The organism is Haloechinothrix alba (assembly GCF_900188115.1).
GTDB lineage: Bacteria > Actinomycetota > Actinomycetes > Mycobacteriales > Pseudonocardiaceae > Haloechinothrix > Haloechinothrix alba.
The window spans coordinates 1-21,076 of the sequence record NZ_FZNW01000010.1 but is presented as its reverse complement, the minus strand read 5'-3'; the positions used below and the strand labels follow the sequence as shown (position 1 = coordinate 21,076).

25 protein-coding genes are annotated in these 21,076 nt (G+C 68.9%); 13 read left to right on the top strand and 12 right to left on the bottom strand.

Annotated elements, in window-relative coordinates; genetic code table 11:
- Positions 1 to 167 precede the first annotated feature (167 nt).
- The 3 genes from CHB84_RS10965 to CHB84_RS10955 all read right to left on the bottom strand — a co-directional run bounded on the left by CHB84_RS10965 (position 168) and on the right by CHB84_RS10955 (position 2,439).
- On the bottom strand, positions 168 to 1,031 hold the full coding sequence (locus CHB84_RS10965; protein WP_245818680.1) for an Abi-alpha family protein: 864 nt from the start codon (positions 1,029 to 1,031) through the stop codon (positions 168 to 170).
- A gap of 250 nt (positions 1,032 to 1,281) precedes the next feature.
- Complete coding sequence (locus CHB84_RS10960) at positions 1,282 to 1,878, bottom strand: class I SAM-dependent methyltransferase (protein WP_089301467.1); 597 nt, start codon at positions 1,876 to 1,878, stop codon at positions 1,282 to 1,284.
- 78 nt (positions 1,879 to 1,956) lie between these two features.
- Entirely contained in the window at positions 1,957 to 2,439 is a 483-nt protein-coding gene (locus tag CHB84_RS10955; RefSeq protein ID WP_217898519.1) for a DUF4383 domain-containing protein, read from the bottom strand.
- Positions 2,440 to 2,687: 248 nt separating this feature from the next.
- On the opposite strand from CHB84_RS10955, the gene CHB84_RS10950 reads away from it, so the two are divergent.
- From CHB84_RS10950 to CHB84_RS10940, 3 genes are all read left to right on the top strand, one after another.
- Positions 2,688 to 3,263 carry a hemerythrin domain-containing protein gene (locus CHB84_RS10950; RefSeq protein WP_089301466.1) on the top strand — a complete coding sequence of 192 codons (576 nt, stop codon included), beginning with the start codon at positions 2,688 to 2,690 and terminating at the stop codon, positions 3,261 to 3,263.
- A 97-nt stretch (positions 3,264 to 3,360) separates the two neighbouring features.
- Complete coding sequence (locus tag CHB84_RS10945; RefSeq protein WP_089301465.1) at positions 3,361 to 4,194, top strand: aldo/keto reductase; 834 nt, start codon at positions 3,361 to 3,363, stop codon at positions 4,192 to 4,194.
- Positions 4,195 to 4,264: 70 nt separating this feature from the next.
- Positions 4,265 to 4,558: a hypothetical protein gene (locus CHB84_RS10940; RefSeq protein WP_089301464.1), complete on the top strand. Its 294-nt coding sequence runs from the start codon at positions 4,265 to 4,267 to the stop codon at positions 4,556 to 4,558.
- A 43-nt stretch (positions 4,559 to 4,601) separates the two neighbouring features.
- Here the strand turns inward: CHB84_RS10940 and CHB84_RS10935 are convergent, their stop codons facing one another.
- Positions 4,602 to 5,576, bottom strand: coding sequence for a CPBP family intramembrane glutamic endopeptidase (locus CHB84_RS10935; protein ID WP_245818679.1), 975 nt, complete (start codon positions 5,574 to 5,576; stop codon positions 4,602 to 4,604).
- A gap of 22 nt (positions 5,577 to 5,598) precedes the next feature.
- Between CHB84_RS10935 and CHB84_RS10930 the strand changes: the two genes are divergently transcribed.
- From CHB84_RS10930 to CHB84_RS10915, 4 genes are read left to right on the top strand one after another with little or no spacing between them, the layout of a single operon-like run.
- A complete protein-coding gene (locus CHB84_RS10930; RefSeq protein ID WP_089301463.1) occupies positions 5,599 to 5,862 on the top strand; it encodes a hypothetical protein in 264 nt (87 codons plus the stop codon).
- Positions 5,863 to 5,919: 57 nt separating this feature from the next.
- The gene (locus CHB84_RS10925; protein WP_217898518.1) at positions 5,920 to 7,764 is read left to right on the top strand and encodes a transketolase; all 1,845 of its coding nucleotides are present in this window, start codon (positions 5,920 to 5,922) and stop codon (positions 7,762 to 7,764) included.
- A gap of 26 nt (positions 7,765 to 7,790) precedes the next feature.
- Positions 7,791 to 8,810, top strand: coding sequence for an ATP-binding protein (locus CHB84_RS10920; RefSeq protein ID WP_089301607.1), 1,020 nt, complete (start codon positions 7,791 to 7,793; stop codon positions 8,808 to 8,810).
- Positions 8,811 to 8,839: 29 nt separating this feature from the next.
- Positions 8,840 to 10,864 carry a CocE/NonD family hydrolase gene (locus CHB84_RS10915; RefSeq protein WP_089301462.1) on the top strand — a complete coding sequence of 675 codons (2,025 nt, stop codon included), beginning with the start codon at positions 8,840 to 8,842 and terminating at the stop codon, positions 10,862 to 10,864.
- Between the two features lie 57 nt (positions 10,865 to 10,921).
- Here the strand turns inward: CHB84_RS10915 and CHB84_RS23785 are convergent, their stop codons facing one another.
- Both CHB84_RS23785 and CHB84_RS10905 read right to left on the bottom strand, forming a co-directional pair.
- Positions 10,922 to 11,161, bottom strand: coding sequence for a DUF397 domain-containing protein (locus CHB84_RS23785; protein ID WP_089301461.1), 240 nt, complete (start codon positions 11,159 to 11,161; stop codon positions 10,922 to 10,924).
- Positions 11,162 to 11,186: 25 nt separating this feature from the next.
- On the bottom strand, positions 11,187 to 12,044 hold the full coding sequence (locus CHB84_RS10905) for a helix-turn-helix domain-containing protein (RefSeq protein WP_089301460.1): 858 nt from the start codon (positions 12,042 to 12,044) through the stop codon (positions 11,187 to 11,189).
- Between the two features lie 170 nt (positions 12,045 to 12,214).
- On the opposite strand from CHB84_RS10905, the gene CHB84_RS10900 reads away from it, so the two are divergent.
- Both CHB84_RS10900 and CHB84_RS10895 read left to right on the top strand, forming a co-directional pair.
- Positions 12,215 to 12,616 carry a hypothetical protein gene (locus CHB84_RS10900; RefSeq protein WP_089301459.1) on the top strand — a complete coding sequence of 134 codons (402 nt, stop codon included), beginning with the start codon at positions 12,215 to 12,217 and terminating at the stop codon, positions 12,614 to 12,616.
- Complete coding sequence (locus tag CHB84_RS10895) at positions 12,616 to 12,981, top strand: hypothetical protein (protein WP_089301458.1); 366 nt, start codon at positions 12,616 to 12,618, stop codon at positions 12,979 to 12,981. Before CHB84_RS10900 ends, CHB84_RS10895 begins: the two co-directional genes overlap by 1 nt.
- A gap of 215 nt (positions 12,982 to 13,196) precedes the next feature.
- On the opposite strand, the gene CHB84_RS22900 is transcribed toward CHB84_RS10895, so the two are convergent.
- Entirely contained in the window at positions 13,197 to 13,391 is a 195-nt protein-coding gene (locus CHB84_RS22900; protein ID WP_176439908.1) for a ferredoxin, read from the bottom strand.
- Between the two features lie 172 nt (positions 13,392 to 13,563).
- On the opposite strand from CHB84_RS22900, the gene CHB84_RS10885 reads away from it, so the two are divergent.
- On the top strand, positions 13,564 to 13,908 hold the full coding sequence (locus tag CHB84_RS10885; protein WP_089301457.1) for a hypothetical protein: 345 nt from the start codon (positions 13,564 to 13,566) through the stop codon (positions 13,906 to 13,908).
- Here the strand turns inward: CHB84_RS10885 and CHB84_RS10880 are convergent.
- Together CHB84_RS10880 and CHB84_RS10875 are read right to left on the bottom strand one after the other, a co-directional pair.
- A complete protein-coding gene (locus CHB84_RS10880) occupies positions 13,905 to 14,567 on the bottom strand; it encodes a dienelactone hydrolase family protein (protein ID WP_089301456.1) in 663 nt (220 codons plus the stop codon). The genes CHB84_RS10885 and CHB84_RS10880 overlap by 4 nt on opposite strands.
- 33 nt (positions 14,568 to 14,600) lie before the next feature.
- The gene (locus CHB84_RS10875; protein WP_089301455.1) at positions 14,601 to 15,767 is read right to left on the bottom strand and encodes a site-2 protease family protein; all 1,167 of its coding nucleotides are present in this window, start codon (positions 15,765 to 15,767) and stop codon (positions 14,601 to 14,603) included.
- 195 nt (positions 15,768 to 15,962) lie between these two features.
- On the opposite strand from CHB84_RS10875, the gene CHB84_RS22895 reads away from it, so the two are divergent.
- Entirely contained in the window at positions 15,963 to 16,127 is a 165-nt protein-coding gene (locus CHB84_RS22895; RefSeq protein WP_176439907.1) for a hypothetical protein, read from the top strand.
- A gap of 104 nt (positions 16,128 to 16,231) precedes the next feature.
- A complete protein-coding gene (locus CHB84_RS10870) occupies positions 16,232 to 16,603 on the top strand; it encodes an STAS domain-containing protein (RefSeq protein WP_089301454.1) in 372 nt (123 codons plus the stop codon).
- Positions 16,604 to 16,646: 43 nt separating this feature from the next.
- Here the strand turns inward: CHB84_RS10870 and CHB84_RS10865 are convergent, their stop codons facing one another.
- On the bottom strand, positions 16,647 to 18,167 hold the full coding sequence (locus CHB84_RS10865; RefSeq protein WP_089301453.1) for a flavin-containing monooxygenase: 1,521 nt from the start codon (positions 18,165 to 18,167) through the stop codon (positions 16,647 to 16,649).
- Positions 18,168 to 18,301: 134 nt separating this feature from the next.
- Between CHB84_RS10865 and CHB84_RS22890 the strand changes: the two genes are divergently transcribed.
- Positions 18,302 to 18,448 (top strand): hypothetical protein, encoded by a 147-nt coding sequence (locus CHB84_RS22890; RefSeq protein ID WP_176439906.1) that lies wholly within the window; start codon positions 18,302 to 18,304, stop codon positions 18,446 to 18,448.
- 61 nt (positions 18,449 to 18,509) lie between these two features.
- Here the strand turns inward: CHB84_RS22890 and CHB84_RS10860 are convergent, their stop codons facing one another.
- Both CHB84_RS10860 and CHB84_RS10855 read right to left on the bottom strand, forming a co-directional pair.
- A complete protein-coding gene (locus tag CHB84_RS10860; protein WP_089301452.1) occupies positions 18,510 to 19,079 on the bottom strand; it encodes a TetR/AcrR family transcriptional regulator in 570 nt (189 codons plus the stop codon).
- 4 nt (positions 19,080 to 19,083) lie between these two features.
- Positions 19,084 to 20,640 carry an MFS transporter gene (locus CHB84_RS10855; RefSeq protein ID WP_089301451.1) on the bottom strand — a complete coding sequence of 519 codons (1,557 nt, stop codon included), beginning with the start codon at positions 20,638 to 20,640 and terminating at the stop codon, positions 19,084 to 19,086.
- Between the last annotated feature and the right edge of the window lie 436 nt (positions 20,641 to 21,076).

The window sequence follows — 21,076 nt, the reverse complement described above, 5'->3', positions numbered from 1 at the left end:
GAAGCGGGAAACCTCGGATCTCAACCTAACAGAACCGCACGCCGGCGGCCGTTCCGAACGCGTGGCCGGGCCATGCTACCTGCGGTAATGGTGAAACCCGTGTGATGATGCCGACGCAGCGCTACCGATCATGCACCGGACTCTGCTACTCGCGCAGGCGCAGCGTTTCAGCGACGCTCCACCGTGTTCGGGCAGCCGGTAGGGTCACAGGCCTGCCAGAAGCGCGCACCGAACCGCGAGAGGCGGAGTGTGTTGCGCGTCACCTTCGGGCGCTTGGTCGCTTCCAGCGCCGTGCGGACCTCTTCCTCGGCCAGCAGGATCTCGTACTGGGTCTGCAACGTGGTTGACTCGTCGCTGAGCTCGGCGAGATCGAGCGAGCACAGCCGCGTGACGTAGTGCGGGACGAGCTCGGGCAACGTGACCCCGGCCGCCTTGCCCAGGCTCGACATGTTCCGCAGGACGGTGTTGCCGGTTCCGCTGACACCGCTGCGCTCCGCGACGTGCACGACGGGGAACGGGGACCCGTCGGACAGCGCGGACACCATACGGGCCTCATCCGGCGTGAGCTGCCGCAGCACCATGGCGTACAGGTACTCCAGCGCCTCGTCCTCGGTGTAGCCGATCGACCGGTTCAGCAGCTCGGCCATGGCCGCCCGGAGCGGTTCGAGCTCGCCCTCCGAGCCCGTCGGGAGGGCAGCGCCACCGAATCCGCTCCCGGACGCCGGTCCGGCGGTGCCGTAGCCGTCCCCGTGGCCGGCGGCGGGCCTGCGCAGCGGGGCCAGGTAGGGGTCGGTGACATCGTCCAGGCGCTTACCCAGCTCGGTCAGTGCCACCTGCTCGAGCTTGTGCAGCTCGCGCTCGGCCGTCTCCGCTCCCGGCAACCGTTTCGCCAGGTCGTAGCTGGTCCGTGCCGCCTGCCCGACGAGCTTGCCTGCCATGCCGAACAGGCCACCGGACGAGTCCCCGCCACCGCCGTCAGCACGGCCGCGGCGATCACGCTGCGATCCAGCGGGGAGCTGTTCGAGTGCCACGTGGTCCTCCTTCGACACGGATCCGGGCGCGCGGCGGGTGAGCACGCAGACGTACCGGCAGTATCACACTGCGCGTCCGCCGGGGCGATACCGGCCGGGCGTGACGTTGCCGGAGACACACTCGCACTCCCCTGCGCGCCCGCTCCACCGGGTACCGCCCCGCACCGGCCCACACCACACCGGCGGGAAGGAGCCGAAGGTGACACCGGGTTCTTCTAAGGAGCCGAACGTGACATTGGGCTCCCACCCCCTATGGGGTGGTGGCCATGACCAGGGTGTCGATGGCGGTGCGGTGGCCGTCGTCGGTGGGGATGGTGCGGGTGACCTGCTCGGCGCGGTGCACGCGCAGGGCGTCCAGCGCACCTGCCACAACGTCGACCGTGTACAGCACACCCACGTCCTGGGGACCGCCGGTGCCGTGCGTGAGGTTGTCCCTGTCGTGGCCGACGACGAACATGGAGCCGCCGGGGGCCACCGCCCCCGCAGCGGCCCGCAGCACAGGAACCAGCTCGCCGTGCGGGATCTGCAGGTACGCGACCAGCACCAGGTCGAAGGCGGCGGCCGGGGGTCGCCAGCTGGTGACGTCCGCGCGCACCAGGTTCAGGTCGACCGCGCGCTCGGCGGCGAGCGCTTCCGCGCGGGACAGCCCGACCGGCGAGAAGTCGACGGCGGTGACTCGCCACCCCTGCTCGGCCAACCAGACGGCGTTGCGGCCCTGACCCGCCGCCACATCCAGCGCGGTGCCCGGCGGCATGTCCGCCAGCTCAGCCGCGACGAACTGGTTGGGACTATCCGAGAAGAGCGGCTCGCTCGCGGCGAACTTCGCGTCCCAGTCCTCGCTACGCACGGTCCCTCCCCAGCGGCCGAGTAGTCCGTACGGTCTGTCTACCACACGCCGCTGCGCTCGGGTACCGATGTTCGGCGGTCACCGGGCCATCAGGTTGCTTCCCGTCCCCATACCGGTCCCCCTGCCCAGCAGGAGAGCGGTGATGACCATGCCAAGCCCGAGGGCCGCGTGCAGGATCGTCCCGGCGGCATCGGCGGGCAGCACGTTCGCCACGGAGTGCTCCTCGACGAACATGCCGTACAACCACAGTGCCAGGTAGGCAACCCCCGCCCCGAGCAGGAACGACCTGGCCGGTATCGGCCTGTCGATCGCGGTCAGGCCCCACACACCGGCGGCGGCGTTCACGAGATTGTGCAGCACCGAGACCTGGATACTGCCGAACAGCATGGCTCCGGAGCCCGGGCCGGCCACACTCAGCTGCGTCAGGTCCGTCGTGACCCCGGGAACGAACCCAGCCACACCGAGCACGACCAGCAGGCACGCGAACGCCGCCGCGACCGACCGCACCGGCGACCGCCGCATCGGGACGGTCGTCGGCGTCTCGACCGGCAGGTGTGCCATGCGACTCACCCCTTTCCACTGACGTCACCGGGCGCGGCGACATCGGCCCGCCGGCGGACAGCCACGAAGTTGATCCTCTGTGGAGTCACCGTGCTCGCTGGACACGAGGGTCGACCCCGGGTGGCGATTACCCGCGACGACCCCGTCATCACACCTCATGCGGGCCGTCCCTGCCGGGATTGTCGCGACCGTCACACGGGTACCCGGGTGGTGAAATACCGAGCACTCAGGAGACAACGGAGCGCAGGATGACGACGACCAACGGCGACGAGGAACTCATCCAGGCCATCCACGACGAGCAGCACGAGATCGAGGGCATGTTCGACGAGCTCGACCTGGACATGGCCAGCCCGGAGTACCGCAGGCAGCTGGTGGATCACATCATCGCCACGCTCGTACGGCACATCACCGTCAAGGAGCAGTACCTCTACCCCGAGGTACGCCACCGGGTCCCCGACAGGTCCGTGCTCGTCGACCGGATGCTCGACGAGCACGCGCGTGCGGACGAGACGATGAAGGAGCTTGAGCACACCTCGCCCTCGGAAACGCGCTTCAACCAGTTGCTCGGGTCGCTGGCCGACCGCGTCCGGCAGGGTTTCGACACCGAGCGGGAGCGGATGCTGCCACAGCTGGAGGCAGCGTGCGGCGCCGATCACCTCAACCAGCTCGGTGCCAAGATGGCACTGGCCAAGGACAGCGCACCGACCCATCCGCATCCGGGGGCGCCGGACAAGCCGCCGAGCAACCTGATCATCGATCCGGGAATCGGCATCGTCGACCGCATCCGGGACGCCTTGACGTCGTCCCACGTCTCCGGCTCGTGAGCTGCGGAGTAACGGGGTACGCGGCCCCGGGGTTTAGGGTTCCCGGTGACCGACGCGGAGCGCCGCGTACGCATCGATCGACCACACGGAGCACGGCATGCGGTACCTGCGACTCACGGACGACGCGCAACTGCCCGCACTGGGGCAGGGCACCTGGGGGATGGGGGAACGGGCCGAGCATCGCTCGGGTGAGGTGCGTGCGCTGCGGCACGGGCTGGACCTGGGACTCGGGCTGATCGACACCGCCGAGATGTACGGCAGCGGCGGGGCCGAGGAGGTGATCGCGGAGGCCGTCGACGGCAGGCGCGACGAGGCCTTCCTGGTGAGCAAGGTCTTCCCGCACAACGCGAGCAAGCGTGGCGCGATCGAGGCGTGCGAGCGCAGTCTCACCCGCCTCGGCACCGACCGGATCGACCTGTACCTGCTGCACTGGCGAGGCAACGTCCCGCTCGAGGAGACACTCGAGGCGTTCGAGCGGCTCCGCTCGGACGGCAAGATCCTGCACTACGGCGTGAGCAACTTCGACCCCGCCGACCTGGCGGACCTGTGGGGCGAGGAGCTCGGCAACCGGGTCGTGACCAACCAGGTCCTGTACAACCTCTCCCGCAGGGGGCCCGAGTACGACCTGCTGCCCGAGTGCCGCGACCGGGACGTCCCGGTGATGGCGTACTCGCCGATCGAGCAGGGCAGGCTGCTCGGCAACGGAACGATCCGCCGCGTCGCCGAACGGCACGGCGTCACGGCCGCGCAGGTGGCACTGGCCTGGGTGCTGCACCAGCCGGGCGTCTGCGCGATCCCGAAGGCGGCCACCCCTGAGCACGTCGAGCAGAACAAGGCGGCCCTTGACCTGGCGCTGACCGACGAGGACGTGCGCGAGCTGGACCGGGAGTTCCCACCCCCGGATGCCCCCACGCCGCTGGCGATCCTCTGACCGAGACCCCGCGAGGCCGGAACACGCATTCGGCGGTTTCGGCGAGGCGGTGTCGGGGCATCCCGGGAGTATGACCGCACGACGTCAGCACCGCACGCTCACCCGCGAAGAGTACGCACGCGGACTGCCTGACTACCACGACCCGACCGCCGGCTGGGCCGGAGCGGCCCCGATGTACAGCGCGCTGACCCTGCGCCTGTGGGTGTCCGGGATCGGCATCCTCTTCTGCGTTGCCACCGGCATCGTCGCACTGCGCATGGACGGGTGGTTGTGGTTCGCGCTAGCGCTGTTCGCCGTGGCGCTCGGCCTGCTGGTCAATACGGGGTGGGTCGCGCACCGCAAGCGGCGCGGCGAACCGGGCTGACCCGGCTGCCGGGCGCACGCACCTGCGAGGGGAGCGGGACCGCCTACACCTCGATATCCACCCATCCCGTCGTGGCGAAGAGCAGGGCGACGGCGGGCAGGAAGTTGTTCACCTGGTGGGTGACGATGCTGGCCAGCACGTTGCCGGTGTACATCCTGGCGAGACCGATCGGTATGGACAGCACCAGCAGGAGCGGGCTGCGCAGCACCTCCAGGTGTGCCACCGAGAACACGACGCTGGTGACAAGCAGGATGAGCCAGCGGTTCCACCGCCAGTGCTCGAGCGAACTCCAGAGCACCCCTCGAAAGATCAGCTCCTCGCACAGCGGCGCCACCAGCCATACCCCCAGGAACATCGTGACCCCGGCCAGCACACCCAGGTGACGGCCCGCGAATATCTCACCGACAGCCGAGCTGGCGTGGTCCCGCCCGACGACCTCGGCCCAGACGATCGAGGCAGGCACCGTGACCACGAGCCCCGCCACCCCGATGGCCAGTCCCACCTTGAGGTGCCGCCAGTTCCACCGTGCCGCGAGCTCGCGGCGCACGCGTGCCACACGGTCGCCACCGGCGAACAGTGCCGTACCGGTCACTGCGACCACGGCCGCGAGTACCGCGGGCACCACCACAGACGCCACGAGCGCCCCCGGCGGGAGCCCCTGATCCCGAGCGCCGAACAGCACGAACGGCACCACGATGAGCACGGAGGCGACGACGAACGTCACCTCGGAGACCAGGAACACGGCGAGCAGGATCAGGCCCGTGCGCCGGCCACGCGGCTCCCGAGTCGTCCACTGTCCCTCGATGCGTCCTCCTCCCCTTGGACACGTCGACACCGGACCGATGCCGGCCCCGGCATCGCATGCCCCGTGAAGGGCCGGGCTCTCCGGGCGCGGCAGCGGATGGGCGAGCCTACTGCTCCCCTCCCGCCGGATAATACGGCGCGCGGCACTCGCCGGGCGTAGTGGCGGTTTGATCTCGCGGGCCGGTGGGAACCCCTCCAGTGGCCAGCCGAACATGCGGGCGAGAGGAGATGCCGCGATGGCTACGTGTGAGACCTGCGGAAACGACTTCGAGCAGGCTTTCGAGGTGCGCATGCCCGATGGTTCCGGTCATACGTTCGACTCCTTCGAGTGCGCGATCAGCCGTCTCGCGCCCACGTGCGCGCACTGCCGGTGCCGCATCATCGGGCACGGCGTTCACACGAGCGAGGCTGTCTACTGCTGCGCGCACTGCGCGCGGAGCAACGCCGACCCCCTCGGTTCCGTACTCACCGACTCCGCGCCCGCCACAGGCGCTTCCTGACACCGCAGGAAGAGGCGACGGAACGGCACACGAAGGCAGGGAATCAAGGAGGCGACCGTGTCGGGACCCGAACCGTCGATCCAGGAACTTTCCGAACTCGGCCAGCAGCTGCGGGTGGACGTGGTCCGCTGCACCCACCAGGCACAGTCCGGGCACGCGACGTCCGGGCTGTCGGCTGCGGATCTCATGGCGGTGCTCCTGGCACGCCATCTGCGGTACGACTTCACCGATCCGTACGAGCCGAACAACGACCGCCTGATCTTCTCCAAGGGGCACGCGTCCCCGCTGCTGTACGCGATGTTCGCCGCCGCGGGCACGATCGACGACGAGGAGCTGCTGAGCTACCGGACGCTGGGCAGCAGGCTGGAGGGCCACCCGACGCCCAGGCTGCCGTGGGTGGATGTGGCCACCGGCTCGCTCGGCCAGGGCCTGCCCATCGGGGTCGGCTTCGCCCTGGCAGGCAGGTACCTCGATCACCTGCCGTACCGGGTATGGGTGCTCTGCGGGGACAGCGAGCTGGCCGAAGGATCGATGTGGGAGGCCTTCGAGCACGCCGGCCAGAACCGGCTGGACAACCTGACCGCCGTCATCGACATCAACGCTCTCGGCCAGCGCGGCCCCACCCGCTACGGGTGGGACACCACGGTCCACGCGACACGGCTGCGCGCGCTCGGCTGGCACACCGTCGACATCGACGGCCACGACCCCGCACAGATCGACGCGGCCTACACCGAGGCCGCGGAGTCCGCGGAACCGACCGCCATCCTCGCGCGCACGGTCAAGGGCAAAGGCGTGAGCGCGGTCGAGGGTGTCGAGGACGCCCACGGCAAACCGGTGCCGGACCTCGACGAGGCGGTGGCCGAGCTCGGCGGCAGGCGGTCGATCACCGTGGATGTTCCGGCGCGCGCACCCGCCGGTGGGCACACCATGCCTGGCGAGCCGGTAAAGCTGCCGAGCTACGAGCCCGGCCAGGAGGTCGCCACGCGCACCGCATACGGGGAGGCGCTGGTGGCCCTCGGCGACGCCCTCCCCGACGTCGTCGCCCTCGACGGCGAGGTCAGCGACTCCACCCGCGCGGGGTACTTCGCGCGGGCACATCCCGACCGCTTCTTCCAGTGCTACATCGCCGAGCAGCAGATGGTCGCCGCTGCCGTGGGAATGCAGGCCCGCGGCTGGACGCCCTACGTCGCGACCTTCGCGGCGTTCCTCGGGCGCGCCTACGACTTCATCCGGATGGCCGCGATCGGCCGGGCGGACCTGCAGCTGGTCGGTTCGCACGCCGGGGTCTCCATCGGCAAGGACGGCCCGTCCCAGATGGGCCTGGAGGACATGGCCGCGTTCCGCCCCGTCTACGGCAGCACGGTGCTCTACCCCTGTGACGCCAATCAGACCGCCCATCTGACGTCGACGATGGCGGCTCATCCCGGCATCTGTTACCTGCGCACCACCCGGGGTGCCACCCCGGTGATCTACGACGCCGAGCGATCCTTCCCCGTCGGAGGCAGCTGCGTGCACCGCGCGGGCGAGGACGACCAGGTCGCGATCGTCGCGGCCGGTATCACCGTGCACGAGGCACTCGAGGCGGCCGACTTCCTCGCCGAGCACGGGATGGCCGCACGGGTGATCGACGCCTACTCGGTCAAACCGCTCGACGGCGAGACCGTCCGGGACGCCGCCGCGCGCACGGGGCGGGTGATCACCGTCGAGGACCACTGGCCGACCGGCGGGCTCGGCGACGCGGTACTCGACGCGCTCACCGACGCGCACGACGCACCCCGCGTCACCAAGCTCGGTGTGACGTCGATGCCCGCCTCCGCGGAGCCGGACGAGCAACTGCACCACGCCGGGATCGACTCCTCCGCGATCATCGACGCCGCCTGGGCCCAGCTCAACCAGTCGTGATCCACACCGCGGGAACGGGAGCAGGCGTGGCGCACCGGAACGTCTTCGTACTCGGGCTGGACCGGCACAACCTCGACTCGCTCGCCCGCCAGTACCGGGCGAGCGACTACCGTTTCCACCCGCTGCTGTCGATGGCCGAACTGCGCCGCGAGCGGGTGGACCTGCCCGACCTGCTGAGCAGGGCACAAGCCCAGCTAGATGCGTTCGACGGGCGCATCGACGCCATCGTCGGGTACTGGGACTTCCCCGTCAGCGAGATCTCCGCGGGAATCGAGCACATCGGACCCGCGTTCGACTTCGTGCTCGGCCAGGTCGAGCTGCCCGACGAGGTCGCCCGCACCGGCGGGCAGGCGTGCCTGGCCGAGGAAGCCGTGGACGGTCCCCAGCTCACCGTGGAGGGCTACAGCCACGGCGGCGCGGTCCACCTGTACGGCGCGGTGGACTCGATCCCCTACCCGGAGAGCCCGAGCTTCCTGCGGTTCCAGTACCCGTCGGCGCTACCGGAAGGTGTGCTGCAGCGTGCCGAGACGATCTCCCGGGCTGTGGTCGAACGTCTCGGCCTGGACGCCACTGCGTTCAACATCGAGTTCGTCGTGGACCGTGAGCGCGAGGGGGTCACTGTGCTCGAGGTCAACCCCAGGCACTCGCAGTCGCACGCCCGGCTGTTCGAGCACGTCGACGGCGCACCCAACCACCAGTGCATGGTACGGCTCGGCCTCGGCCTGGACCCCCGGTTCCCGCACCGTGAGGGGACCTACCGGCACGCGGCGAAGTGGTTCGTCCGGCGGTTCACCGACTCCTACGTCCGGCGATCACCCACGGAGGCGGAGATCCGGCACGTCGAGTCGCGCGTGCCCGGCTGCACCGCGGAGGTCGTCGCCGAGGAGGGAGCCTGGCTGTCGGAATGCGCGAACCGGGACAGCTACAGCTACGAACCAGCGACTATCCATATCGGAGCGGACAGTGAGGAGGAGCTGTCCGAGAAGTACGAGACCTTCCTGGCCGAGCTGCCGCTGGAACTCGACGAGCCGCCACCCCGGGACTGACATCGACACGGACCGAGGAGGCAACCGGCATGCGGACCGTCACGAACCTGCCCTACTCCGTCAAGGAGGACGAGCACGTCTGGATCCCGCTCTCCGACGGCACGCGGCTGGCCGCGCGCATCTGGCGCCCCGTGACGTCCGAGAACGACCCTGTTCCGGCCATCCTGGAGTACATCCCGTACCGCAAGCGGGACCTCACCGCCAGGCGCGACTCGATACACCACCCGTACCTCGCCGGGCACGGCTACGCGTGCGTGCGAGTCGACCTGCGGGGCAGCGGGGACTCCGAAGGGCTGCTACTCGACGAGTACCTGGAGCAAGAACTCTCCGATGGGTTGGAGGTGCTGGACTGGCTCACGGAGCAGCCCTGGTGCGACGGCCGCACCGGCATGATGGGGATCTCCTGGGGTGGATTCAACGCACTGCAGATAGCAGCCAGGAAGCCGAGCAGCCTGCGCGCGATCGTGACGGTCTGCTCGTCGGATGACCGTTACGCCGACGACGTGCACTACATGGGCGGTTGCCTGCTGTCGGACAACCTCTCATGGGCCTCGACGATGTTCGCCTACAGCTCCTGCCCGCCGGATCCGGCGCTCGCCGGGAAGCGGTGGCGGGAGATGTGGCACGAGCGCCTGGAGAACACCAGGCCCTGGCTGGAGGAGTGGCTGCGACACCAGCGCCGCGACGACTACTGGCGGCACGGATCGGTCTGCGAGGACTACTCGGCCATCGACGTCCCGGTGCTCGCCGTGAGCGGCTGGGCGGACGGCTACTCGAACGCGGTGTTCCGCCTGCTGTCCGAACTGGACGTACCGCGCAAGGGCCTGATCGGGCCCTGGTCGCACAAGTACCCGCATCTCGGCGTTCCCGGTCCGGCGATCGGGTTCCTGCAGGAGCTGGTGCGCTGGTGGGACCACTGGCTGTCCGGGGTGGACAACCGCGTCATGGACGATCCGATGTTGCGGATCTGGATGCAGGAGAGCGTGCCACCGTCGACGACCTACCAGCGCCGGCCCGGCCGCTGGGTCGGCGAGCCCGGCTGGCCCTCGCCGAACGTGCGGCTCGCGCACTTCACGCTCGGGGTGAACAGCATCTGCCTGGGCAGCGAGCAGGTCGAGGAGACCCCGCTCGATGTGGAGTCGCCGCTGTCTGTCGGGCAGTTCGCGGGCAAGTGGTGCTCCTACAACGCACCCCCGGACCAGCCTTACGACCAGCGGGAGGAGGACGGCGGGTCGCTGGTGTTCGACAGCGCCGTGCTCACCAACCGGCACGAGATCCTCGGCTCTCCCGTCGTCAACCTGGACGTGGCCGCCAGCGCCCCGAACGCGATGGTCACGGTGCGGCTGTCCGATATAGCCCCGGACGGCCAGGCCACCCGCGTGTCCTACGGCCTGCTCAACCTCACCCACCGCGACAGCCACGCCGAGCCGGAGCCGCTGGAGCCCGGCAGGCGCTACTCGGTGAGCGTCTCGCTGAACGGCGTCGCCCAGGTGTTCCCTGCCGGGCACAAGCTTCGAGTGTCGATCTCGACGTCCTACTGGCCACTGGCCTGGCCACCGCCCGAGCCGGTGCACCTGACCGTGTACGCGGGGTCGAGCGAGCTGGTGCTGCCGGTACGGCCGACATCGGAGCCGGACCTGACGCCGACGGTTCCGTTCGGCGAGCCGGAGGGCACCCCGCCGCTCGCCACGCAGCAGCTATGGCCGGGTGAGCAGCGCTGGGACATCTCCCGGGACCTGGTCAACTACGTCTCCGCGCTGGATGTCGTGAAGGACCTGGGCAAGGTCCGTTTCGAGGAGATCGGGCTGAACGTCACCAGGCGGGTCGACGAGAAGTACCAGTCGGTGGCCGATGACTTCGACTCCGTGCAGGGCAGCATCGACTGGAACATCGGCTTCGAGCGCGATGACTGGCGCGTACACACCACCACCCACACCACGCTGTCGTGCACCCCGGCGGAGTTCGTGCTGCACGCCCAGCTGGACGCCTACGAGAATGGGGAGCGCGTGTTCAGCAGGAACTGGCACTCCACGATCCCCAGGGACAACGTCTAGCGATGGCGCCGGACGGGGCCGAGCGGGAAACGCAGCGCACGCATGTCCCGGCCGGGGTCAGGCCTGCGGGGCGTCGAGCTCGCCGCCCTTCACGGCGGCCAGGTGCGCGCGGAAGGCCTCGGCCGTGCAGTACAGGAACGGCCCGTCCTCGGGCAGCTTGGAGTCGAAGAAGACGGCCCCACCGTCCGGGGTGCGAGCCAGCATCACGCAAGCCCCTTGTCCATCACTGGCCTGGGCCTTGCGGGCAGTGGCGCGAACTGCGGCCCAGTCGCAATCGGGGTAGCCGCTCGCTGCCATCTGCCGGTTCTCCTACTCGTCGTCGCTACGTGAACCCCTTGCGGATCTCCAGGATACGTTCCCCCGAAGCGTCAGGATCCAAGGCCACGTTAATCAATCGCTGAAAGTTCCGGTGGAACGTCTCGACCTGGTCGTCCTCCTCAACGAACTGCCCATCGGTAAGCCGGTCCAGGTAAACCGCTGCGGCTTCATCCCCGTCGAAGCTGACAATGTGATAGCTCGCGCCCATACCGCCGTATGCACCGATCTTGATCGGCAACACCTGCAGCGTGATCTTGCTCTGCTTCGCACGAGACAGCAGCCAGTCCAGCTGTTCGAGCATCACCTCACGGCCACCGATCGGTAGGTGCAGTGCGTTCTCATGCACGATGGCATGCAGCGGCAACGGTGGGTCCTCATCGAGGCGCGCTTGACGCTGTTGACGCACACTGAGCCGCTCGGCAATCGCGTGCTCACTGGGCGCAGGCCACGCGCGGATAAGCGTCTCGGCGTAAGCTGAGGTCTGCAACAAGCCTGGCACCAACATCGTCTCGACGTTGCGAACGATGCTGGCCTCGGCCTCAGTCTCCAGATAGTCGGCCAGTGCGTTCGGCACGATCTCCGGCGTATATCCCAGCCACCAGCCGGCTGACTCACGCGACGCCATTGCGACGACCCGGTCGCGCTCCTCCTCGTCGACTCCCAGGATCGTGGCCAACGCGATGATCTCGGCGGGTCCGGCGATCTGTTCGGCGTTCTCCAGGCGGGACAGCTTCGACGGCGACCAGCGCAGCTGCGAGGCTACCGGCTCCAGGGTCGGGATCCCGGCGACGTCGGTCCGCCACTTGCGCAGCCGCCGCGCGACCCGTCGCTCGCGGACGCTGGGGCCTTTCGACTTGGCCATAATTGCATCACCTTTCCCCTCAGCTTGTGCTCACGCACCTTACCGTCCCCCGCATCGCTCGTTGGGATGAAATGTGTCGTGACGATCTATACCATGCTTGCTATTTTGCAAGCTTGCAACAATAGTTCACTCGCGACGTCCGGTACGTACGACTGGGGAACGGGGTAGTCATGGCCGAGATCCGCTGGCAGGAAGCATGCGGCGCGCTGCACGCCTACTGGTTGCGCGGCCCGTGCCCGAACAGGGCCGGGGACACCGTGGCCGCGCTCGGGCACACCGAGCCGGTTACGGTCACCGAGGCCGACACCGCCCCGAGACGGCACACGCTCGGACCGTTCCCCACCTGTACGGCCTGCGACATCGCCGCGCGGCTGTACGTCGGCGCCCCGCTGTGGGGCTACACGCGCGAGGAGATCGACAGCGTGCTCCCCCAGCTCCCGGCCCGGGCGCGAGCCCGCGCCTACGCGCCCGCGCGCCGGGACCCCGGCGCGGCGACTCCCGAGGCGACCCCGACCCCCTCGGGGGCCGCCGCGCCCCATGACGAGCACCCCGGCGAGGATGCGCGTCGCTGATGCACCCGCACAGCGACGAGGAGCGGCCGCACATCGAGGCGCTGCGCCGCAGCGTGACCGCAGGCTTCACCTTCCGGCACCTGTACGACTCCAGCGGCGCCGTAGTCGACGCGCTGTACGCGCAGCGGTGGCGTGCCGGGGTCATGGACACCTTCCTGGTCCACGGCATGCATGAGGCCATCGCAGCGCGCTACCCGGCACCGGGAGCGCAGATCGAACCGGAACCCCTGTGGCACCGCTCGGGAACCGTGGCCGAGGTGATCGACGCGCTCCTGGAGCTACCCGACAACGACCGGCCCGGCGCGCCGCGCCGCAGGCTGCGCGCGCCCGACGGGCTGTGGGTACCGGGCCGGGCGATGCGATGAGCGCCACTCCGGAGAGAAGCGGGCTTCGATCAAGGCGCAATCGCAGAGCCATCGCTTGCACGAAGCCGCGCTCGGGATATTCGTCACGGCGCAGCTGGGCTGCGCTGAAAACGGAGACGCAAAACGCGCCCGCTACGCCTGCTGGACCTTCGACTCATGGCGGGCCGATACGGCTCGTAGTCACAACGAGCACCGCCTGCCACCCGCGATACCGGCTACTCGTCGATGGACAACGCCTGGACGGGGCAGATCTCGACACCCTGCTCGGCGACGTCCTCCTTGCCGGGCGGCACCGGCTTGCCCTCGCCGATGTCGCTGAAGCCCTCCTCGGCGAGGGTGAACAGCTCGCTGTCGACGACCGCGCACTGGCCCCGGGCGTCGCACACGTCGGGATCGACACTGACCTTCACCTGCTGGCACCTTTCCACACGCTCACCTGTCCCCGGGCCGACACCGAGCCGGGTACACCTTCCAGTATCCGCACATCGAAGCACTCGTACAGAAGGCGGGTGCCACAGCCCACACGTCACCGGGCGAGACCTGCCACCCCGTGGCCACGCGGGCGGCGTATGCTCGCCGGACGTGACGGACCCATCGGATGCAGGCATACCCACGGAGCAGCTCACCGCGGTCAGCGGCGCGCTCGACCTCCTCGACCGGCACGCCGAGCTCAACCACCGTTACCGCAAACTCATCACCGAGTCGCAGCGCGAGCTGGCCACCGACCGGGTCCGGCTGACCCTGGCACGCGGCATCGCGAAGCGGCTCATCGTCCTCATCCGGGCAGCGGGACCACAGCTGCGCGCCGAGCTGGACGAACGCGAACAGCGGGTGCTGGACGAGGCGCTCGCGCACGCCGAGGAACTCGCCTACAACACCAACAACCCCGGCCAGTCTCCGCGCGAACCGGGTCAGGCATCGGGCTAACCCGCTGCGGCACGCGTGCCCGAGCCGTGCCCGATGAACCACTCGCCCGCCCAGTCGGCGACCTGGTCGAGCGCACCGGCCTCCTCGAACAGGTGCGTGGCACCCGGCACGACCCGTACTTCGTGCGGCGCGACGAGCCTGCGCGCGGCCTCCTGGTTCAGCTCGAGAACGTGCTCGTCCCGCCCGCCGACGATGAGCAGGGTGGGCGCGCGCACCTGCCGCGCCTCCTCGCCTGCGAGGTCGGGACGCCCGCCACGGGAAACGACCGCCGAGACCAGGTCGGGACGGCGCGCGGCGGCCAGCAGCGCGACCGCCGCCCCAGTACTCGCCCCGAACAGGCCGAGTGACAGCCCCCGCGTCCGGTCGCATGTGGACACCTGGTCGATCACGTGGATCAGCCGCCCGGTCAGCAACGCGATGTCGAACCGGAACCGACCGGTCCGGGCGTCCTCCCGCTCCTCCTCGGCGTGCAGCAGGTCGAACAGCAACGTCGCAAGCCCCCTGTCCTGCAGCGGCCGCGCCACCGCCTTGTTCCGGGTGCTGTGCCGTGAACTGCCCGAACCGTGCGCGAAGACCACGAGCCCCTGCGCCCCGTCCGGAAGGGTGAGATCGCCTTCCAGCAGGGCGCCGTCCACCTGGAACCGCAACGACTCCGTCATACCGTCCTCCTCGCCAACACCGGTCGCTACGGCCTACCCGGCCGGCCGGAATACCGTTCCCGCGCCACGCCCACCTGCGCTGCCGTCGAGGCCTCGCAGCGTGCTGATCATGCTGACGTCACGCGAGGTCAGGATGCCGACGAGCGCGCCGTCCTCGACGACGAGCGCCCGCCCGCCCGCACTGCCGTCCAACCGGGGCAGCACGTCGGTCAACGCCTCGTCCGGCCCGACGACCGGAACGTCCGCGAGCGAGGCAGCCACCTCGGCGAGCGTGGTGACGTGCCTGCGCTCCGCGCGGACCTTCCCGGCCTGCTCGACGGAGACCAGACCGCACGGCCTGCCGGAGGCGTCCACCACGGGAAACGCCGAGTGCTTGCGGACCGGGGCGACCTCGCTGAGGAACGTCGTGACGCCGGTGGAGCCGTCCACCCGGCACGGCCGCGGCGTCATCGCGTCCCGCACGCGCACGCCTGCCAGCGCGACGCTCGTCCGGGCCTGCTGCTCCTCGGCGGTAGCCACGGTCACGATGAACAGACCGATGAGTATCCACCAGATGCCGTCCGGCCCCGCTGTGGTGAGTACCCATACACCGCCGAGCACGATCAGGCCGAACCCGAAACCCTTACCGGCACGCGCGCTCCACACCGCAGCGCGGTACCGGTCACCTCGCCACGCCCACAGGGCCGAACGCAGGATCCGACCGCCGTCCAGCGGTGCGGCCGGGATCAGGTTGAAGATCGCGAGCACGACGTTGATCAGGGCGAGGAAGGACAGCACGACGGTGACCAGCCCGGCGATACCGAGAATCGTCGATACCCACGCCAGCAGCCCGAAAAGCACCGCCACGACGACGCTGGCCAGCGGCCCCACCCCGGCGATGCGCAGCTCGGCGCGCGGCCTGGACGCCTCCCCGCGCAACCGCGCGACACCGCCGAGCAGCCACAGCGTGATCCCGTCAACCGCGATGCCGTGCCTGCGCGCGACCAGCGCGTGGCTCAGCTCGTGCACCAGCAGCGAGACCAGGAACAGCACGGCGCCGGTGACGGCGGCCACCGCATACGCCACGGAGGAGTAACCGGGCACGATCTCCGGCCAGCGCGCGAACCCCGCGCCTGCCAGGACCGCGACGATCCCGAGCACGCTCCAGTGCAGCCCGATGCGGACTCCGGCGATCCGTCCGAGCGTGACAGTGGCTGTCATGGTTCACTCCCGTTGGCCGTCATCCCTGGCCGCGTGGTTCCCGCCGCACCGCAGCCGGCGTGTTCGCCCCGGTACTCGGTTACCCCGCGGCCCGGTACCCGTATGCATCCGCCCGCTCTCGTCCCCCAGTATCCGCTCGTTCCCGCCGCCGCGCCGCCCCGTTTGGCGTCCGTGACCACGGGGAACCCACTGGGCATGACATCGGCATCTGCACGCGCACGTTCGCTCGCCAGGCTCACACTCGCCGTCGCCGCCACGGCACTCCTGGCTACCGGCTGCCCGGACGGCGGCGACGGTGACGGCGGCGGTGACCTACCCGACTACGGGGTCGGGCAGGCGCCGGCCGACGACGCCGAGTGAGCAGGCGTTCCCTGAGTGGGTGGCCGCACACCGGTTGAACGTCCGGGGCTTCGCTAGTAGAGAGGAACTGTGTACCTCACCCGAGCCGTGGGAGGAGCACAGCCATGCGACCTGACACGATCGACCTCTCACTCGATCACCCGACCCAGGATGTTGCGGTCGTCACGGCTGCGGGGGTGGTGGACGCCGCCACCGTCGGGCGGCTGGACGACCTGCTCGCGCCGAGACTGTCGTGCGCGGTAACCATGGTCGCGCTGGATGTCTCCCGGGTGCACTTCCTCGGCATCAGCGCGGTGGAAAACATCCTGGCCGCGAGCCGCCGGATGCATGCCCGTGGTGGGCGGTTCTGCCTGGTGGGAAACCCGCACTGCGTCGAACGGGCGCTGCGGGCGGCGAACTTCGCCGGGCAGGTCGAGCGCTTCTCGACCGTGGACGAGGCGGTGGCCTCGCACACGGACCTGGTGGCGAGCCGGTGATAGCCGTCGAACTCGGGTCCGGCCGCCTGCCGGGCCCGCATCGCTAGCCCGCGACCTCGATGGCGCCCGCTCGTTCCCTGGGGGATCGCACGACGAACTCGTAGTCGCTGGGGTCGAAGCGTGCCATGCGATGCCGGTACCGCCACGTCCAGTCCGGCCACAGCGTCGCGTTACGACCGGTGCTGTCCAGATACCAGCTCGAGCAACCCGTCTGCCATACGGTCGGTTGCATCTTGCCGTCGACCCAGCGGTTGAAACCGTCCTGCACATCGGCGCGCACCTCGACGGTGTGCGCATCGCGCCGGTTCATCTCGCGTAGCGCACCGAGAATATAGCTGATCTGGGACTCGATCATGTAGACCATCGAGGTGTGGCCGAGCCCGGTGTTCGGCCCCAGCATCATGAACATGTTGGGGAATCCGGCGAATGTGGTCCCCAGGTAGGCGCGCGGGCTGCCGCGGAACATCTCGTCGAGGCGCCTGCCGGCCCTGCCGTACACCTGGTGCGCCGCGGGCATGTCGGTGACGTGGAACCCGGTGCCGAACACGATCGTGTCCACCGGGTACTCGGTGCCGTCGGAGCCGACCACCGAGTTCGCGCGGATCTCGCGCACCCCACCGGTCACCAGCTCGACGTTGGACCGTTCGAGGGCCGGGTACCACGCGTTCGACGGCAGGATCCGCTTGCACCCGATGGTGTAGTCCGGCGTCGCCTTGCGGCGCAGCTCGGGGTCACGCAGCTGGCGGCGCATGTGGCCGAGCGCGAGCCACTCCAGCCCGCGCATCAGCTTCGGGTACTTCACGAAACCCGGCACCATCAGCTCGCGCCCCACGTAGACGCCCGCCCTGGCCAGCCGCTGCAACGGAGGGAACGAGCGGTACAGGCGGCGCTCCACCTCGGTGAGGGGGCGGTCGGTGTGCGGCACCACCCAGGGTGCGGTGCGCTGGAAGACGTACAGCTGCTCGACGTCGGGCGCGATCGCCGGGACGTACTGGATGGCCGATGCGCCTGTCCCGACCGAGGCGACCCGCTTGCCCCGCAGGTCGTGCTCGTGGTTCCAGCGCGCGGAGTGGAACATCGTGCCCTGGAAGCTGTCCAGACCGTCGATGTCGGGGTAGCGGGGCTCGTTCAGCGGCCCCATCGCGCTGATCACCACCTGGGCCGACAGGGTGCCGCTGTCGGTGGTGACCCGCCACCGCAGAGCCGAGCCGTCCCAGGCTGCCGAGCGCACCTCGACGCCGTACCGGATGTAGTCGGTGACCCCGTACTCCTCGGCGCAGTCGGCGAGGTAACGCCAGATCTCCGGCTGGTTCGAGTAGGTACGGCTCCAGTCCGGTTTCGGCGCGAACGAGAAGGAGTACAGGTGGGAGGGAACGTCGCAGCCGCAGTTCGGGTACGTGTTGTCGTTCCACGTCCCGCCGACGCTCTCGCGGCGCTCCAGCACCACGAAGTCGTGGATGCCGGCTTGCTTGAGGCGTATGGCCATGCCCAGCCCGGAGAATCCGCTTCCCACGATCGCGATCCGCACCTGCTCCGGTAGGTGCCCTGCTGATGTCTCGGTCATCCGCTCGGCCCTCCACGCGATGGCGTGTCCACCACTGTAGATGGCCGTCGCCGCTGGTGCGAGGTTTGTGTACCGGCAGCGGGCGGGTATTCCTGTACCACGACCGTCCGGCGTCGACCCTCGAGGAGGTAACGATGAGTGGTCAGCCGGGAGGACCGGTGGATCCGGATCTCGAGTTCGTCCCCGACGACGAACCCCTACCCGAACACCCTGACGAGGAGCAGCACATCGTCGACGACGTCACCAGTGACGAGGACGGCTACATCGAACCACCCGACTAGCTGTTGCGGGGTGGGACATTCGTGACGCGAATTGGGGTGCTGACTGCTGTGACCAATTGGGCTATTGGCTGGATCTCGGGAGGGCTTTGCTGAGGACTGCCCGGATGTGGTCCGGGTCGGCTTCGTGTTCGTCGAGGAGGATGGCTGTGCAGAGGCCGTCCGATAGGGCGACGAAGGCTTCGATGATGTCGGGGTCGTCGGTCTGTGTTCGGGCTAGTTCCGCGACGTTGTCGCGCCAGCGGCGCGCTACAGGGCGTAGGACGGGTCGGCGAGCCGCCAGTGTGGAGAGCTCGCGTTCGGCAAGTGCGCGCTCACGGCCGGGGCCGGCGGATTCGGCAATCAGCTGGGCGAGCCCGTCGAGCGGGTCGGTCTCGGTGTCGATGAGTTGGCGAATGCGCTGCGTGTAGGCATCGGTGACGCTGGTCAGTGCTGCTACCAGCAGGTCGTCCAGGGTGGCGAAGTAGTAGAGAGTCAGGCTGGTCGTGATGCCGGCCTCCTTGGCGACGGTTCGGTGCGTGACGCCGGTGGCACCGTCGCGGCGGACAATCGTGAGCGTTGCCTCGATGATCTGGGCTCGGCGGCGTTGGCCGCGACGTTTGCGCCCGTCTTCCGTGTCTTCTTCAACCGCCATCGTCTCACCGGATTTCGTCGCTCCCGTCAGTCGAGGCTATCGGCTCCGGCTGAGGGTGGATGTCCCCGAGGGGCCGCACGTGTCGCAGTGTCACGACGCAGGCTAGCGCAGCAGCCGCTATGGCGATTCCTGCTGCGATGGAGGCGGTGTTGAGCCCGCTTGTGAATGCGGCGCGTGCGTTCTCGAGATTCTCAGCTGCCGGCTGGCTCGCGACGGACGATGCGCTGGAGAGGCTGTCGCGGTACGCCTCGGCCGCGGATGAGGCCAGCCCGGAGGGAACCTCGACCGTGGTCCGATAGATCGCCGTGGTGAGACTGCCGAGGAGCGCCACCCCTGCCGCGATGCCAAGCTCTTGCACGGTCTCCGATAGCGCAGCGGCAGAGCCGGATTTCTCTGCCGGTGCCGCACCCACAACAATATCGGTTCCCAGTGCGGCGATGACCCCGAGCGCGAGGTAGATGAAGGCGAATCCAGCGACCACGCTCAGCTTGCTATTGGTGTCGGCGAGGGCAAGCAAGGCGTACCCGAATAGCGACAGTGCCAGAGTGGCTGCCATGACGATGCCCGGCGGGAGGCGACGAGCCAGCAATGGCGCACCGATAGCTCCGAGCAGCATGGCCAGTGCGGGTGGGCCCATCCACAGCCCGGCCGTCGTGGGCGACAGGCCCTCGACGAGCTGTAGGTATTGGGTGACCAGGTACATCACCCCGCCAAAACCGACCAGACCGATCAAGAGGATGGTCAAGGCTGCGGAGAAGACCCGGCTGGTAGTGAAGAGCTTCATATCGAGCAGCGGTTCTGTCAGGCGCAGTTGACGACGGACGAAGCCGACTGTCGCGCCGCTGCCGACAAGGAGCATGACCAACGCCTGCACGTCGAAGCCGTGGGCCGCGACGTGTTTGATCGCGTAGATGATCGGCAGCATCGCCGCCAGGGACAACCCCACGCTGAGCAGGTCGAGCCGCCCGGCACGGGACCGAAACTCTGGCAGTAGCGCCGGTGCACCAACCAGCACCAGCGCGGCGATCGGTACGGCGATGAGAAAGACCGCACCCCACCAGAAGCTGGAAACCAGCACGCCGCCCACGATCGGGCCTGCGGCCATCCCCAGCGCGAACACGGTGGCCCACACGCCGATCGCCAAGGCTCGCTGCCGCACGTCGGTGAACATGTTGCTGATCAGCGACAGCGTCGAGGGCATCAGCGTTGCCCCGGCCGCCCCGAGCAGCGCCCGAGCCACGATCAGCCACAAGGCACTAGGGGCAACCGCCGCGAGAACCGAGGCCACGCCGAACGCCGTCATGCCGATCATCAGCATGCGGCGCCGTCCGAGCCGGTCACCCAACGTCCCCATCGTGACCAGGAACCCGGCGATGAAGAAGCCGTAGGCGTCCATGATCCACAACGTCTCTGTCGCCGTGGGGTCCAGGTCCGCAGCAAGACTCGGAATGACGAGGTAGAGCGCCGTCACGTCGAGACCCAACAGCATGGTCGGCAACGCCAACAGCGCGAGACCACCCCACGCCCGCCACCCCGCACGCGCCGACGGTTCCGGGCTCATAGTGCTCTCCAAAACTAGTTGAACTTACGTACTAGTTGTACCATAGTTCAACATATGAGGACAGCAGAGCTCAGAGTTGCGCCGCACGGGAACGCGCCACTCAGCGCGGAGGGGAGACGGCGACCGGCGGAGAGGTGCAAGACTCGACCGATCGCTCACGAGCCCGAATGCCGTCCCTGCTCGGGTGAGATCAACCGGATCGAATCCTGGCGACGTGAGAACACGTGCACGGCTCAGCGGATCACCCACGAGCTCGCCGAGGAACTCCTCTACGCCCGCCCTTCACCAATGCAGACGAACGGTCGGCCGCGATCAAGGTCTGGAACATCCACCACAACTACTGTGAGTCTTCAGGTGGCTGGTCTGGGACTGGCTGGCAGGGTGAGCGTCGTGTCGCTCCGCGCCCTGGTCGTGACTCTTACAACTATTCGCCCCT